The 15093-nt window shown below is 58.1% G+C and carries 13 protein-coding genes and 7 pseudogenes; 8 read left to right on the top strand and 12 right to left on the bottom strand.

Annotated elements, in window-relative coordinates; translation table 11 throughout:
* The 5 genes and pseudogenes from MUBE_RS19855 to MUBE_RS19835 all read left to right on the top strand — a co-directional run.
* Window positions 1-183: pseudogene (locus MUBE_RS19855) on the top strand (TfoX/Sxy family protein); the annotation flags it as partial.
* A gap of 243 nt (window positions 184-426) precedes the next feature.
* Window positions 427-1061: pseudogene (locus MUBE_RS19850) on the top strand (endonuclease).
* Window positions 1062-1093: 32 nt separating this feature from the next.
* Window positions 1094-1249 (top strand): hypothetical protein, encoded by a 156-nt coding sequence (locus MUBE_RS19845; RefSeq protein WP_243632807.1) that lies wholly within the window; start codon window positions 1094-1096, stop codon window positions 1247-1249.
* A 95-nt stretch (window positions 1250-1344) separates the two neighbouring features.
* Window positions 1345-1662: an FAD-dependent oxidoreductase gene (locus MUBE_RS19840; RefSeq protein WP_279386660.1), complete on the top strand. Its 318-nt coding sequence runs from the start codon at window positions 1345-1347 to the stop codon at window positions 1660-1662.
* A 1-nt stretch (window position 1663) separates the two neighbouring features.
* Window positions 1664-2074, top strand: a complete 411-nt coding sequence (locus MUBE_RS19835) for an FAD-dependent oxidoreductase (protein WP_279386659.1) — start codon at window positions 1664-1666, stop codon at window positions 2072-2074.
* Between the two features lie 246 nt (window positions 2075-2320).
* On the opposite strand, the gene MUBE_RS03860 is transcribed toward MUBE_RS19835, so the two are convergent.
* The 4 genes and pseudogenes from MUBE_RS03860 to MUBE_RS19830 all read right to left on the bottom strand — a co-directional run bounded on the left by MUBE_RS03860 (window position 2321) and on the right by MUBE_RS19830 (window position 7009).
* On the bottom strand, window positions 2321-4447 hold the full coding sequence (locus tag MUBE_RS03860; protein ID WP_116539559.1) for an NAD-dependent epimerase/dehydratase family protein: 2127 nt from the start codon (window positions 4445-4447) through the stop codon (window positions 2321-2323).
* A 118-nt stretch (window positions 4448-4565) separates the two neighbouring features.
* Window positions 4566-6020, bottom strand: a pseudogene (locus MUBE_RS03855) (acetyl-CoA acetyltransferase).
* Window positions 6021-6157: 137 nt separating this feature from the next.
* The gene (locus tag MUBE_RS03850) at window positions 6158-6427 is read right to left on the bottom strand and encodes a hypothetical protein (RefSeq protein ID WP_116539558.1); all 270 of its coding nucleotides are present in this window, start codon (window positions 6425-6427) and stop codon (window positions 6158-6160) included.
* 189 nt (window positions 6428-6616) lie between these two features.
* Window positions 6617-7009 (bottom strand): CoA transferase, encoded by a 393-nt coding sequence (locus tag MUBE_RS19830; RefSeq protein ID WP_165849684.1) that lies wholly within the window; start codon window positions 7007-7009, stop codon window positions 6617-6619.
* Here MUBE_RS19830 and MUBE_RS15065 point away from each other — a divergent pair.
* The gene (locus MUBE_RS15065; protein ID WP_133297043.1) at window positions 6965-7153 is read left to right on the top strand and encodes a hypothetical protein; all 189 of its coding nucleotides are present in this window, start codon (window positions 6965-6967) and stop codon (window positions 7151-7153) included. The genes MUBE_RS19830 and MUBE_RS15065 overlap by 45 nt on opposite strands.
* Here the strand turns inward: MUBE_RS15065 and MUBE_RS15060 are convergent.
* The 8 genes and pseudogenes from MUBE_RS15060 to modA all read right to left on the bottom strand — a co-directional run bounded on the left by MUBE_RS15060 (window position 7135) and on the right by modA (window position 13220).
* A complete protein-coding gene (locus tag MUBE_RS15060; RefSeq protein WP_133297042.1) occupies window positions 7135-7314 on the bottom strand; it encodes a hypothetical protein in 180 nt (59 codons plus the stop codon). The two genes, MUBE_RS15065 and MUBE_RS15060, sit on opposite strands and share 19 nt — an antisense overlap.
* Before the next feature lie 113 nt (window positions 7315-7427).
* Window positions 7428-7667 carry a hypothetical protein gene (locus MUBE_RS03840; RefSeq protein ID WP_116539556.1) on the bottom strand — a complete coding sequence of 80 codons (240 nt, stop codon included), beginning with the start codon at window positions 7665-7667 and terminating at the stop codon, window positions 7428-7430.
* A gap of 258 nt (window positions 7668-7925) precedes the next feature.
* Window positions 7926-8957: a zinc-binding alcohol dehydrogenase family protein gene (locus MUBE_RS03835; protein WP_207801646.1), complete on the bottom strand. Its 1032-nt coding sequence runs from the start codon at window positions 8955-8957 to the stop codon at window positions 7926-7928.
* Window positions 8958-9025: 68 nt separating this feature from the next.
* Window positions 9026-9325, bottom strand: a complete 300-nt coding sequence (locus MUBE_RS03830; protein ID WP_116539555.1) for a GlsB/YeaQ/YmgE family stress response membrane protein — start codon at window positions 9323-9325, stop codon at window positions 9026-9028.
* Window positions 9326-9441: 116 nt separating this feature from the next.
* Window positions 9442-10347, bottom strand: a complete 906-nt coding sequence (locus MUBE_RS03825; RefSeq protein ID WP_116539554.1) for an alanine and proline-rich secreted protein Apa — start codon at window positions 10345-10347, stop codon at window positions 9442-9444.
* Between the two features lie 65 nt (window positions 10348-10412).
* A pseudogene (locus MUBE_RS18830) lies at window positions 10413-11606 on the bottom strand (ATP-binding cassette domain-containing protein).
* 5 nt (window positions 11607-11611) lie between these two features.
* A pseudogene (locus MUBE_RS03815) lies at window positions 11612-12358 on the bottom strand (ABC transporter permease).
* 56 nt (window positions 12359-12414) lie between these two features.
* Window positions 12415-13220, bottom strand: a pseudogene (gene modA / locus MUBE_RS19280) (molybdate ABC transporter substrate-binding protein).
* Between the two features lie 323 nt (window positions 13221-13543).
* On the opposite strand from modA, the gene MUBE_RS03805 reads away from it, so the two are divergent.
* A complete protein-coding gene (locus MUBE_RS03805; protein ID WP_243632808.1) occupies window positions 13544-14215 on the top strand; it encodes an SDR family oxidoreductase in 672 nt (223 codons plus the stop codon).
* A 53-nt stretch (window positions 14216-14268) separates the two neighbouring features.
* Window positions 14269-15067, top strand: a pseudogene (locus tag MUBE_RS03800) (LLM class flavin-dependent oxidoreductase).
* Window positions 15068-15093: the final 26 nt, after the last annotated feature.

Genomic DNA, 15093 nt, shown 5'->3' with positions numbered 1-15093 from the left:
TACGACAAAGAGCTAGCCAACCGTATCTGCGAACTGTTTGACCCAGGGCATAGCGCCGAAAAGAAACGGATGCTCAGGAGATTAGCATTCTTAACCAACAGCAATATGGCAATGACCGTTAGCGGCCAGGATAGATTACTGGTGCGGATGACGCCAACTGACACCGAACAGCTGCTCAGCTAGGCACACGTTAGCCCGATGATTATGGCGGGCCGGTAAGCGCGCAGTTGGTTGCGCGTTGGCGTTGCGGGCATGACAACTAAACGCCAACTGCAGCCCTGGGCCAGCTGTGGTGTTCACTGTGCGAGATCATCACTCAAGCCGAAGTAGTACCTTCGGCAAGTTTACTTCCGACAGGCCGATGCCATATGTTTGCAACTATGGACATCGAGCGCTTAATGCTTTGTAGATAGTAACCAACAACGGGTGCGACGAGCTAGAGGCTGCCCGCGCCGCGTATGTGCCTGAGGACGGAATCCGGCTCAGCAGTAAGCCAATGCCACTGTTCCCGTTGCTGTACATCCTTGCCAGTAAGCCTATCAACGCGATCACAGCCTGCACGCTGCACGGGAACTGTTAAAGGCCAGCCTGCGTACGCCGACGGTCGTACTGACATACAAGTGGCGCGCAATGATTAGAGCGTTTGTCGGACCCGCTACATGCGTTATGATAAAAGTTCGGTTATCCGGCTCGATGACGTCGCGCAGTAGATCTGTGACGACTGCACTAAATGATCTTCGCAAAACCACCAGGCACAGCCGAGACGATGTTTCCACGGCTAAGCGATTCTTAAAGCAGTTCAAAGAGATTAGCAACACTAGCGCTGGCATTTACCTACGCGAAATCCAAGATGTATGGACCTGGGTGCGGCCGTACCTTGACGAACGCGCCATCACGGCGGTCAAACGTATTCAGACTGTCCACTGACCCGGCAGAACTGGATGGACGCCTTGGCACAGCGCACCAATGCTCGTCTGGATACCGCTCTCGTCAGGTTGACACTCAACGACGTGCTTCAGCAAGTGTCCGGACAATCCTTAGCTGCCGCCAGAGTGGGCTGAGAAACTTTGGACAACAAAATAGAGAAGCAGTCATGACCAGCGTTACCGCATTTGTCATTGTTGGCGTCGGACTTGTTGAACCTAAAGCAGTGGAAACATTGCGCAACAACGGCTTCTATGGAGACGCTTTCACCAAGAAGCAGCACCTGCCGTACGAGCGACCTCGACTGTCCAAAAATAGTATCTGACCGATAAGAAGACGCTAGGCGACTTCACTTTACAGACGGCGAACTGGCAACGCGAACATGATGTCGACTTGAGAATCGGAATGCGTGCGTTGTAGTTGGACCCCGCTGCGCACACTGTCGGGCTTCCCGACGCCACCGCGCTGCAGTACGACAAGCTGCTGGTGACTGGATCGACCTCGCGACGTCCACCAATACCGGGATCCGACGCGGCCGGAGTCGGTTATCTGCGCACTTGCGACGATGCTTCGGCACTGAACTCTATTCTGGTCGAAACGCCGTCGCTCGCTATGCCGGGCATCAGGTGGATAGGGTTGGAGGTAGCTGCCACCATGTGTCAACGCGGGGTCAATGTCACGGTCGTCGAGGCAGTCAAAAAACCGCTGATGACTGCGCTCAGAAAAAACTGTTGGTGAAGTGCCTGCCATCCTGCATCGCGATCACGGAATAAATCGACAGCTACAAGAGCAAGTCGAGGAGATCACCAGGGCTGACGGGGCGCACGGCAAAGCCACAGGACTCAAGATGTGCGATGGCGATGGGTTCACGCTTGCCTTAGATGCGGCGCTGATGGCCGTAGGTGTCCAACCTAACGTTAAACTCGCCGAACAAGCAAAACTGTCCATAGGTACCAATGGCGTGCTTATCGATTCTTCGCTAAGTACCAGCGACCCTGACATCTACGCGGTCGATGATACCGCTTATGCAGAACACCTGCCATTTGCCCCCGGATCCACACCGAGCACTGAACCAATGCACTCAAGCAGCCCCGCGGTGGCGGTAGCCATAATGCTCGGCAAGCCAGGCGCATACGCCAAGATACCCTAACTTACTTCTTCACCGATCGGTACGACCTCAGAGTGGAGTACGTCGGGCATGCCCTGAGTTTTGCGCGGTTGGTGTCCCACAGCGACACAGCCAGCTATGAATTCGTTGCTTTCTAGCTAAACGGTGACAATCGGGTGTTGGCTGGAATTAATGCCTAGATTTGGGACGTGCTCGATAACGTGAAAGCCTTGATCCACTTGCGGGGCCCTGTCGATGCTAACAGGCTGACCGTTCACCGACGGGCTGCTATCCGGGATCATCGAGGCTCGAGTCAACAGGAATCCAACTTCGGTAGATGATATCGGGCGGACGTTGCGCTTGCAAACGTTCACGCTCCGCACGCCGCCGCTTAATCCGCAGCCTGGCATCGGCCGGCATGGAAACTAGTTCGTCGCAGGTCAGGTAGTACACATCGTCGACGACGTCGACGAGGTCCGCCGCTACTCGTCGAGATCCCAACTCGCGCAATGTCATCCGAAGCTCATGGGTAAACCGGATGGTGGTGTCGTGGGCCAATTCGCGCGATTTGCGCGCGCTGGCGGCTAACCGTCGAGCCATCGTGACCGGTGGTGCGGGCTCGGTTTGTGCGCTAGCAGCGACAGCGGCGTCCGCGGCCACGAACAGCAACAGCGCCGGGTCGTCACTGAACGTCTGATTGGCCAGTTCGGCTTCCCCCGGCCCGCGGTGCCCAATCCGGGCGATGGCCGCATCGACAGCCGCAGCGGCCGTCGGAGACAACGCGCGTACGCTGCTGAGATTGCCATCGCGGGCTAGCGCGCGCAATAGCGCATCATCACGCAGAACTGTTGCCAGCGGGGCGGTTTCCGCCGCGACACGGCTACTTTCCATGATCATGCCCACCCCGGACACACTGGCATCCGCGCGACTGTGTTCCAATGTCGCCGCTGCAAAGCCAGTATCGATCAACCATAGTGCCGTGAGAATCCAGCCTTGGTGAATCCGATCTCGCAACAGCCGAATCCGAACTTCAATGCTGGCGTCCGATAACAAGGCTAGCTGCTCAGCATTCAGGTGTTCCGACACAGCGGCGGCGCTATAGGCTCGCGTGTCAGTCCTGAGATGACGTAATAGGGCCACCAACCGCGCCGCGACGACCGTTTTGGCAACCGAGCCGAGCGGTCCTCCCGCCAATTGTGGTGGACCGAACGGCAAGAGCTGGACGACCGGCGGCTGTTCGCCCAGTGACCGCTGAGCGACGGCTTTCTGGTCCCAGCCGGGCAACTGCGCGGCAGCAACGACATTGGACGATACCCCGACGTAAGGACGATGGCCGAACACCGCGATGGCCCTGCTCCCCCATTCATCACCCACTACCCCGCCAAGTGCTAACGCCTGACCCATCACCCAACTGGCCCGGTGCAGTCCGCTCACCTGGACGTCCAGCGTTATCGGGGTCAACGGCCCCGGCAACGCCTCGGTGAGACTACTGGCGCTGAAGACCGGAAACCGCGGGTCGATCCGATCGTCGAACTCACCCTCCAGCCCGTCTGGTGCCGCAGACGGTAACTCGTCGGATGCCCCGAACCTCGGTGGGACCTCCACCGGGAGCACCAATTGACCCGATGGATGGTCGGTCGCGCCTGCGAGATCGAGTCTGCGACCCACCAGCCCACGCTTGGTGTCGGCAACCGCGTCGATCGCCTGCCAACCGAACTCGAACATCCAATCCTCTTGCACTGCAGAAATATCTAATTCGGGAATCAACTGGGCCCAGCTATGGACCCGGTGCAGTCGTGCATGAGGGTCAACGGATCGCAGAAGTCGCCACGCGGTTACTACATTGGTGGTATCCGGGGTGGCGAGATCCACCACGCCGGTGCGGTCAGAGTGCAGCGCTACCAACAGAAAGCGGACGAGATCGTCCAGGTGCAGCACCCGCATTGGTTGCGCCGAGACCTTGGTGTGTAGCAACGTGGCGACAGTGCGGCATACCATCCAATCGAGCTGGCGACCAACTGGTGGCGCGATCCGGATTACCAAGCTTGGCCCCCAACTCGTGGACACCAACGTCTCAGCCGGACGGTACAGCTCGGGCCGGCCCGCAGCCTGTGACACAAACAGCAGCCGGGCACCAGCGCGAGCGGCCGCATGGGTAACCAACGCAACACCGTTAATGCCAACGCCACCAGGCGCGGTGGCGTCGACTGGAGCGAGATGGATCACTGCGTCGGCTTCGTCGGCTAACTCTTGCAGGACAGGGTCACCCAACGAAGCACAAACAAAATTGACGCCTACGTCCAGGTAGGCGTGCGGGTGCTTAGCAATACCTATGACCGTGTGGCCGGCTGCGATCAGCTGTCGTGCGACGAACCGCCCGACCGTACCTGTGGCGTCGGTAACCAGGATCTGCACCAGGCATCACCTCCCACGACCTCCCCCAACATCCACCTTCGACAATAGGCACGTCGGTGGGTGTACGCGACCATTCCTCGATTACTGGGCCATGACGTGCGGTGATGTTTTAGGCCGGCTACTTCAGCGTCACGCTTTCATCGGTGGCGACGACAATCTTGGCGCAACCAAATGTCTTCACACACCGTCATTCCAGCCGCGGTGGGATCAGCGACCAAGGCCAAAGCACGCAAACCGTCGGGCGTACACACAGCCGAGTAGGCTTTCGCCAATTGCCCATCACAGTTGAACGACGTCGTCCACGCTTCAACAGTACCGACGCCTTCCCACTCAAGCAGCCGGCCTCGGATGAGCTCTCGATCCACTGCCAACTACGCATCTTCCCAACGAAACTCATCCGGTGGTTCGGTACTGTAAGCACCGAAGCTATGCCTGGTTAGATACTTTACCGTTGGCGATAATCAGACCGCGCCGTCTTGGATTGCTCAGTAAAAGCTCAGCCATGACAGCAAATAAAATACGCGACGTAATTGCTCCACGGGCCACTCACAAACACAAGCCCGCCTGTAACTGTGAGCGGACAGCCGGGATCATCGAGGCTCAATCCACGGTCAGCTACCGCGATCTGAACCGCGGCGGGAAAGCATGAGTACAGGCTCTACATCGCCAATTTCCGCCCGCCCTAGCACCCACGCCCCGACGATCCGGATGGCCGCCGGTTAGATTTAACACAACATGCTCAACGATAGCATATATGTTGCACTCAGCAGTGCCAGCATGCGGGTACACCCAAGCGTTTGGCAGGGATCTGCAAGCGTGTCGCCAACTCAACCGATGTGAGGATCAGCATGGCACCCTGGTCGGCCATATTGTTGGAGTTCATCAACTTGGTATAAAGCCAGCTGATCATCCGATTCTGTGGGCTGAAACGCGTGATCTCCGCGGCGGTTAGCGGCACGCGTAAGGATTGTCGACCGCGACGGCGTTGAAATGTGCCTACAATTCCCCCACGCGGCGGCCGTGATCCTCGATTGACTCGCTGTTGGCGATTCGAAGTGCTTGCTGCTTGAAACAGCGGATACACATACGCTGGCCAATTCAGCTGGATCCTGACCTCGGTATCACCGTGCATCGGCACGTCGTCGCCGGCAACCTCGGCCATCGGCACGCATTCGTCCTGGACCGTCTATGTGAGTTGCGCTGGCCTTGGGACGCAACCCCATCCTGGTACACTAAGATTTCCGCATCGGCAACCAGCACCACACCGATCCTGCTAGATGTCCAGGCACACCTGATTGACCAGAGACTGCAACACATTACCGCCAATTGAGCTGTACAACGTTGCGAAGTCAGTGGCGCCTATCCACATCCCGAACATTAGCCTGGGATCCCGATAGTGTGCCGACAGCACGTTCATCACGCGAATGGGATACACGGTTTCCAACATCCGGAAATCCGCTGCGTGTCGGGCCGTAGCAGCCATCAGTTCGACAGATCACTTATCCGAGTTGATTTCGTCGTGGTGATCGACCTGGCCATAACCGATCAGCACCGGCGTTCTGGAGTCCGACAGGCATCGGCCTACGACCTCTCGAACGGCTTGGGATACAAGATCAGGTTGGACAGCAACGCAACCACTTTCATGGCAACACACATCCACAGCGCCAACAGATACCTCGCCTCCGTACCTCAACTGACGACCACTCCGGCTCATGCCAGTCCGACGGACACACCGATTCCTAAGCAAAAATTGATGACACCAGAAAGTGCCCCAGGTTCTTCTTCGGAGGACTGCACGACACCCATAGCGCTCAGCAAGGTCAACTGTGCGCCATTATAAGTCAAGCCGAACGCGGCCATCAACCTGAACAAAATGTTGTCTTTTACGGCAGATACTGAGACGGCTGTGATCACTAGTAGGTCAGCGATGATTCCCAGCCACGCAGTGGTAACGAAGCCGATGCTTATAGTCAGAACCACGAACTACACACAAACTGCTTAGGCGCCGTCGGCGGGCGCGAACAGTACACGGTCGGCGATCAGCCGCTCAGTCTCCTGGCTACCTCATCCCGAGCAGCTTCCGGCAGATCTCACGGGTGTCTTGGCCAGGCAGTAGCGCCAGACATTACATTGCCGGGTGGGATGTGACGAAATGGAGCCGGACCCGCCTCAATCGGTAGCGCACTGTCGATAAAAAATACACCATGTCAGCAAACAATTTACGCGCGACCATATTGTAGGCCCTTGAGTATGTCTGGTGGACGAATCACCGGGCCGACTGGAACTCCGGCTAGCTGCACGTCTTGGACAGCCTGCACTGAGGTGCGGGTACAGGTCCAGGGTGACAACACTGCCCACCAACTCTGCATAGTTGGCCACGCGCGACTGGCCGGTCGCGAAGCGCGGGTCGTCAACCAACTCGTGTTGCTCTAAAAAAGATGCAACACAATGCCATTCGTTATCCGAGTGGATTGAGGCTACACACCACTCGTCGTCGCCGGCACATGTATAGACCCCGTGAATTGCAGTGTCATCGTGGATCTCGGCTACACTGACTCCCAACGCGGCCTGGGTGACAAACAGCCTGTCCAGCTGGTTGACGCCAACTTCGGCCTAGGCGGTGTGGAGATGGACGCTGCTACCGGTTCGATTGTGGTGGATCAGCGCGACCGAGGCCGAAATGGCGGTCATCCGACGACCACGTGATCAGAGAAAATGGTGGTCACGTCGTAGAAAGCACACCGCGAAGTGTCGACGCCAGTATCCGTACCAGCTTCGTCGGATGTCCAGAGCCGGGTGACGTCGATGGCAGTGCAGACCAGCGAGCCGTAACCCATCGGGGTGCGGCAACAGTCCCATTTTGCCATAGACGCTGCTCCCAATGAGCACGATACACGGCTTGAGGGGTACATAGCCTGTCGTAGGAGAACCCAAGTAACGTAAGGGTTCCCGGTTTCAAGTCAGCTAATACTGCGTCGACCTACACCACTAGGAGACCGGCACTCTCCTTGCCCTGCGCGCTGCGCAGATTCACACCAAGTCCGAGGTGATTGTGGTAGCTTCGGGCGAAGAATTCACTAATGGCGTTGCTAATACGAGCCTGCCTCAGTTTGTCCGGGTAGTCCACATTTTTGACCTTGGGGAGGACCGGCACATCATCGCCTTCAAAGTCCAGCGCCCGCTGCATGCGCTTGTTGTAGACCGGGCTAGTGCCCGCCACGATGACGCCCAAATCTAGGCTTTGTAGGCCCCCAACGGGGTAGGCACCCGGGGATGTGACAGCCTTTATGCTGTGTTGTCAGCAAAGTTTGTGCTTCTCTGATGCTTATGCTGGAAGCCGGAAACCGCAGTGTTGTCCGTGGACGACGAAATATCCGGTGGGCATTCTCACTTATGCCAATAACGTTACATCGGTATCGTAAGCGAGTTGAGTACACTGGCGGCTACACTGGCCTGGTACCTGTCTTCCTCGCCTTGACTACACTAGCAGCACAGCGGCCCCTGTGATGCGGCCGGCACTGAGGTCAGTAAGCGCCTGATCGGCTTGCTCAAGTGGGTATTCCGATGCGGTGACCACAATGTGATGTTGGGCCGCGAAGTCGAGGAGCGCACGCGCATCAGCACGAGTGTTTGATGTCACCGACCGGATCTGGCGCTCCTGAAACAAGTGCCGCTGGTAGTTTAGTTGCGGGATATCGGAAAGATGAATCCCTGCGATCGTCAGGGTGCCGCCGCGGTCCAGAGCCTCACATGCGGGCAACACTAGATCACCGACCGGCGCAAACAGGATTGCGGCATCCAGCGGTACCGGCGGAGGAGTAGCGACGCCTTGAACCGACGCGGCGCCAAGTTCTAACGCCAGCTCCTGCGCCCGGGCTTCGCGGGTCATGACATGAACCTCCGCTCCTTGCGCCAAAGCAACCTGTGCCGTGATGTGAGCACTGCCACCAAAGCCGTAGATACCTAACCGGCCACCCGGCGGTAGCTCGGCGCGCAACAACGACCGGTACCCGATGATGCCAGCACACAACAACGGGGCAAGCTCGCAGTCGCTATAGCCGCTCGGTAGATGGTGCGCAAAAGTCGCAGGGACAGTGGCGAATTCGGCATATCCACCGTCAGCATCCCAGCCGGTGTAGCGGGACTGTGGACACAGGTTCTCGTTGCCGCGACGGCAATACTGGCACACGCCACAGGCGTGACGTAGCCAAGCGATGCCTACCCGGTCTCCCACATCGAACCCAGCGACTATACCTACTTCCGAGCCTACCTCAAGAACCTCCCCCACCACCTCGTGGCCAGGAGTCACGTGTTCGCGGTGCACAGGGAGATCGCCCTCTGTAACGTGTAAGTCAGTGCGGCATACCCCACATGCATGCACGGCAACCAGCAACTCGGACGGTTTGGGACGCGGCACCTCGGTGATGACTTGCTCGAGCGAGCCGACTTGGATCGGGCCGGGCCGACGCACCCGCCACGCACGCATCGTCATTTTCGCTTTCGGCCCCATCCCGCTATGATGCCGTGATCCGTCGAGACCGGGTTAGACCACCGAATTATTAGGTCTTTGATTATTATTTAGGTCTTTCGCACCTTGCCGACAGCCCAGATCAGGATAACCGAACCCAGGATCGCAGTGAGCAAAGTGAACCACCAACCACCGGCGGCGGTGTCGACAAAGAAGCTCAGTAGAAAGCCGCCGATTAACGCGCCCGCGACACCAATCACGATGTTCATCAAGATGCCTGACCCGCCGCCTTTCACGATCTTACCGGCGATCCAGCCAGCGATACCACCGATGATGATGTAGCCAATCCAGCCGACGCTGGTCAGCGTCGTTGAACGGGCAAGATATTCGGTAGCTGCCATGACATCCATTAGGGATCTCCTTACACTCGATAGTTATAGCCCAACCCAGATGTGGGGCTGTGATTTCGGTATACCCCGATTTGAGTGCCTATTTGGTAACAACGGTTTGCCGTGTGAGCGGCGAATCAGGCGGGCAAGGCCTGCGGTGGCAGTGAAGTGGAAACCGGACCGACTTGTCCCGCAGGCGTCTGGACGAGTGCCGGCTCTCCCGGTGCTGGCGCCGGGATCGGGGCTGTCCCTGACTGAATCGACTCGGCCAACGCTTTAGCTGCGCCCTTGTCCACCGGGTCGTCCGAGGTCCCAAGCCATACCGCAAACCAGCGCTGCGGGGGCCCCGCGTCAGGTGTGTTAGCCGCTGGCGAGCCAACTACGCCTGTCCAGATTTGGCCAATCGGCTTGGTGGGATCGCTGAATTTGACCTCATAATAGGACGCACTTCCAGTTGCCCCATTGTCATTGAGCGAAATGGTTTCTTGATTGATCCGCGTACCGGGGTATGGCAAATAGAATTCACCCATATCCGAGCCGAGGCGGACCGCAGCCTTGAGGTTATCAGGTTCGGCACTGGCGTAAAGCTTTTGGTCCAGTCGGCCAAGCACGGCACGGGTGTCGTTAGCAACCGGCGGCGGCTGGCCAGGCATGGGCGGCTGTCCGGTGGTTTTGCTGAGCAGCGCGGAACCGTAGTCGAGGTGCGAAGCGTCTGACTCAACCCAGCCGACAGGAAGGACGAAGCTAAAGCCACCGACGGGGTTGGCGGTTCGGCCGACATTGGGGTCGACTGCAGGTGGAGGCGATGCATTCGGATCGCCCGGCTGAGCTTCGGATGCATCAAGAGCACCTGAAAGGGGCACGGTGGCCTCCGGCACAGGTTCGGGTGCCGCGGCAGCCGTTGATGACGGCGCGGGCTCGGGATCGGCGTTGGCGACCACCGGCAACATAATTGTGACGGCACTGGTGCTGGCCACCGCAGCAATCACCAGCATCGCCCACAGTCTGTTGCGATGTGTCGAATTTGGGTCTGCCTGATTCATGGCGACGAACCTACCGTGTTATGGCTGCGACACAAGTACGACTTGCTGAAAAACGGTAGGGTTTTTCAGTTTGCCCGGTTCGAGACGTACTGGTTCACGGTCGGGCGTGTCGCTGCAAGCACCAGGTGTAAAAGTGCCACTTCATGAGCTTTGACGACGAGCCACACGCGATCTCCGGGTGTCAGCCGTAGCTCCGTGACAGGCATCAAAGGTGATTTCCGCGGCCAGGCCAAGAACGCCGTTAGGTTGCTGCGGGCCGCACCCGAAGGAAGCGCCTCCACAGGCATCCAGTTCCATCACGGTTAGTTCAACAGTGTTGTGTAGGCCGCCATGCGGCGGATCGCAATAGACTGAGACCGCGATAGACGCTAATACATCACACGAATACGGCGACTGCGTCTTGGCCAGCGGCGAGCTCATCTCCGAGGTCTTGGGCTGGCGTCTCGTGCCAACCCGCATCGGATCGGGTTAGCAAGGAACTGTCGGTGCCGATGCTCCCGTTGACTAGGTTGGCGCCTAACAATATCCGGACGCCAAAATGACTGCACGGCACGCTAAGCACATCAACTACCTTGCCTACCGTGCCGATCTCGGAAATCCTGCTGGACTCAAGTACTAGCACTCGATCGGCCAGGGTGAACACGTCCCAGCAGCTAGTGGGTTACCAGGATGATGGCACAGCTATTCCGGGTAACCAGGCTGCGCAGCACCGCTGCGAATAGCCGCAGCCACGGCCACACCAAACCAGGTCAACGGCTCGTCGAGGAGCAGCACCTCGGATTGGGCCGCCAACGCGCGTGCGATCGCGATCCGCTGCGCTTGACCACCCGACAGTTACCGTGGTTTGCGGTCGGCGAACTGCTCAGCGTTCACCAGGCGCAGCCAATCCAGCACCTTATCGCGAGCATGGACCTTGTCCTGGGTGTCGGCGATTCAAAACATGCCGAACACCTTGTGACGGCTGTGCGGTTCGAAGACCGCGTTGGCCGCAACAGTCACGTGCAGCAACAGCAACAGATCCTGCAAGAGCAACTCGACCCGACGATCGTGCGTTGCCACGTCCATCCCGGCCGCAGTATCGGTCAACACCCGGTCCCCAAGCGCACCAAATCCTCGTCAGAGCAAGTCAGGCCGGCGATGACGTCAAGGGCAGTAGACTTGCCCATGCCATTGGGTCCTAGTAGGGTCAGCACCTCACCCGGAGCTACCGAGAACCGATGACGGTCTGTCACGACCGCATAAAACTCTAATTCGCTCATGACGGCTACCTCGTATCGGCCCTGGTCATCCCGTGAGCATTCAAGTTCAACAGTACCAACGCTGCCGCTGCCACGAGCAGGATAGACAGTGCTACAGCTGCGTTCGCATCATTAACCTGCTGTAGGTAGATCTCCAGCGACAGAATCCAGGTAATTCCTTGCTAGGCGCCAGCAAAGGTCAGTGTCGCACCGCACTCCCCAGCGAACGAACGAATGCCAGCACCGCCTCCGACACCATCCCGGGCAGCAGTATCGACAGCGTGACCCGCCACCACACGATGCTGGCCGCACCCCGAATGTCGCCGCTCCTTCTGTAGTCTTCTACACTTGGCGTTCGCGATACGGTCGACACCTTCGAGGGAGATCACCAGAAACGGCAACAAGACGAAGGTCACGCCATCACCACAGTTACTGAACGCGATGGTGATGCCGGCGGCTTCCAGATACCCCCGATCAATCCAAGTCGGCCGAATGGATAAAGCAACGCGATGCTACCAACCACGGGCAGCAGCTACCAGCGGCAGCAAGATCAGCGGTCACAGCAATCGCACAAGCTGTACCGTGCAGCAGGTCAATACCAGCGCCATGGGGACCCCGAACAACACACAGAGCACAGTGCTCGTGGTGGCGGTCTTCAGGATCAGTAACAGTCTCATCGTCGATGAAGAGCTGGTGATCAACGGCCAGAAATTCGGCTAATCTACCTTGATCGCGATTGCTAACAAGGGCAATGCTACAAAGATGGTCCCCATTGCTGCGGTGATATACACTCAGCGGGGCCAATCGGTAAGCTGGTACACGTTGGTCGTCAGGGCTTGATGAAACCCAACTGAGCCAGGGCCTGGTGGCCTGCCTCGCCCGTGACCGTCGCTTGAAACTTCTACACCAGCGTGTGTAGCGGCGCCTTCTTGAGCAGCGTAATTTGGATATAGAAATTCACCGCCCCGACGGCCTCAGGAAAGTTGATGATGGTCATCATTATCCGCGATGCTGCACGCGTCGGTGACATAGACCAGTGCAGCGTCGGCCTGTCCTGTGAAGACCTTGTTCAGGACATCGGTCACGTTGAATTCTGCAACTGACGGGGATTGGGTGCACGCCGGTGGCATCTTCGATGCGCTAGGTCACCAACCCGCATGGCACCAGCCGCTGGCACACCACCACGTTGAACCCCGGTCGGCGAGGTCAGCGAAAGATCCGATCTTCTTCAGCTTGCCCACCGCGGTCACGATGACCAGTGTGTTGGAGGCGAAAGTTTATCCGTGTGCCAACCAGTAATCCGGCCCCGACGACAGTGTCTATCCGCACGATATCCGCCGATGCGAAAACATTCGGCGTTCGCGCCTTGGGTCAACTGGGTCGCAAGCTCCGGGGAACCCGCGAACTCGACGTCAACGCTGACGCCCGGGTTGTCCGTTTTGAACTGGCTGCTGATCTGAGTAAGCGCAGACTGTGAGTGAAGCCGCGGCAAAGTACCACAAGCGATCCGGAGGTTTGGAATGATTGAGATGGTGATGACGAGTGCGAGTTCGAACTGCACTCCGCTGTTTCGGCTAGCAAGCTGCCCACTAGCATCATCGATACCAAACCTGCGAGCACTCCGATGATACGCATGGGTGCAACTCTAGCTTGGCGCCGACGCGTACCGTACGATGACGCAAGGTGAGGGTACCGCCCAGCCGCGCAGCGGCGAGGTGGCGAAGCGGTTGTATAGTCACGTAACTTGTGTCCGACTTACGGCTATTCGCAATTTCGCCCAGTGGCTACTGTCCAGTAACATCTAGGCGAGATCGGCGCCACAACACGCTGAGATCCCGGGCAATGGCCCGATGCTGGTCACGACCAGAGCCGAGCTTGCTGCGCCGAATGCAAAGCAATTAAGTGCTGGTGAGCGACCAGGGTCTGCGTTCAACGGCGAACACGAGGAGGTCACGGCAGTGGAAGTGCTGGTCACTGGGGGCGACACCGATCTGGCGCGCACAATCGCCGAGGGCTTTCGCGACGGCGGCCACAAGGTAACCCTCGTGGGTGCACGTCGAGACGACCTCGAAGTCGTCGCCAAGGAGCTAGACGTGAACGCGATTACCTGCGACACCAATGACCCAGCCAGCCTGAGTGAAACCCGCGGATTGTTCCCTCATCATCTAGACACCATCATCAATGTACCAACGCCGGACTTTGACGCCAGCGACCCACGCACCTTCTCGCTGTCTGATACCGCCAATGCTTGGCGCACTGCGCTGGACGCGACGGTGCTCTCGGCGGTGCTGACGGTACAGTCCGTAGGTGATCATCTGCGCTCCGGCGGATCAATCATCGGCGTGCTGGCGAAGAACCCGCCAGCGGGTAGCGCCGAGGCCGCCATCAAAGCCGCACTGTCGAATTGGGTGGCCGGCCAGGCGGGCGTTTTCGGCACTCGTGGCATCACAGTCAATGCCATCGCCTGTGGACGTAGCGTCCAAGCCGGATATGAAGGTCTTTCACGCACGCCTCCGCCTGTCGCAGCGGAAATTACCCGGTTGGCGTTGTTCCTCACTACCCCGGCTTCTCGACACATCACCGGCCAGACTCTGCACGTCAGCCAAGGCGCACTAGCCCATTTTAGCTGAAAAAAGCTGGAAACTTAGCTGGTAACGGCGACCCCATCGCTACGGTAGACACCGTGGTTATTCAGCTTGATCTACAAATCCTTAGACTTTACAGCACCGGAACAGGGAAGCTTTTTCCGACGGCCATCGCCCAAGCTCGCGAGGCCAAGTTGGCTGGATTCAGCCCGGTTTTCATCATGGGCCACTTCAATCCAACCCTGCCGGCCAAGGTCATCACCACGCTGAACATGGTCAGCCATAACCGAGTAGTTCTAGGCAGCAGCACCAGTTGGCTCAAGCTCGAGTATGGCCAACTCGGCTTTAAGTTCGACACCTTCACCGATAAGCTGAACTCGATCGACGAGACGATACAAATCAACCTGCCGAGGATCAAGAGCGAGCAACCGAAAATTCTTCACGCGGATGCTACCACACCAACGAGACGCTGGCCAATCCCTACTTCCGTGACCACATTCCATTCATGATTGGCGGCAGCGGCGAGAAAAAGACAATCCCGCTTGCCGCAAGATATTTCGACCACGCTCAATGTTATCGCCGGGTTCGATAAGCTACCAGGCAAAGTGCAAGCGGTGCGGCAACGATGCAAAAAGACCGGCCACGATCCGGTGACGTTGAAAACCAGCACGCTGATCACGGCCGTTACTGACGAAAACATGAAACCGGACCAAATCCCCGCTCCCCGCCAAGATGACTCAGCGCATAGTGGTCGGTAACGCTAAGTCTATCGTAGATCAGATCCAGCTCAAGACGCTCGACGCAGGAATTGATAGCCTCATCATCAACATGCCCATCTACATACCGGGCGTCATCAGCGAAGCTGGCGAAGCGCTACGTTTGCTAGTAGGTCTGTAGCGGAAGCGCTGTCGGCGCAGCCACGA

This window comes from Mycobacterium uberis (assembly GCF_003408705.1).
GTDB lineage: Bacteria > Actinomycetota > Actinomycetes > Mycobacteriales > Mycobacteriaceae > Mycobacterium > Mycobacterium uberis.
This window is presented reverse-complemented; position numbering and strand designations above follow the sequence as displayed.

What these genes read in the sequence shown, in the direction of transcription:
- MUBE_RS19845 (WP_243632807.1), top strand. Translation starts at nt 1,094, where the DNA reads ATGACCAGCGTTACCGCATTTGTCATTGTTGGCGTCGGACTTGTTGAA.
- MUBE_RS15060 (WP_133297042.1), bottom strand. Translation starts at nt 7,314, where the DNA reads ATGGCAAAATGGGACTGTTGCCGCACCCCGATGGGTTACGGCTCGCTG.
- MUBE_RS03835 (WP_207801646.1), bottom strand. Translation starts at nt 8,957, where the DNA reads ATGGGGCCGAAAGCGAAAATGACGATGCGTGCGTGGCGGGTGCGTCGG.
- MUBE_RS03830 (WP_116539555.1), bottom strand. Translation starts at nt 9,325, where the DNA reads ATGGATGTCATGGCAGCTACCGAATATCTTGCCCGTTCAACGACGCTG.
- MUBE_RS03825 (WP_116539554.1), bottom strand. Translation starts at nt 10,347, where the DNA reads ATGAATCAGGCAGACCCAAATTCGACACATCGCAACAGACTGTGGGCG.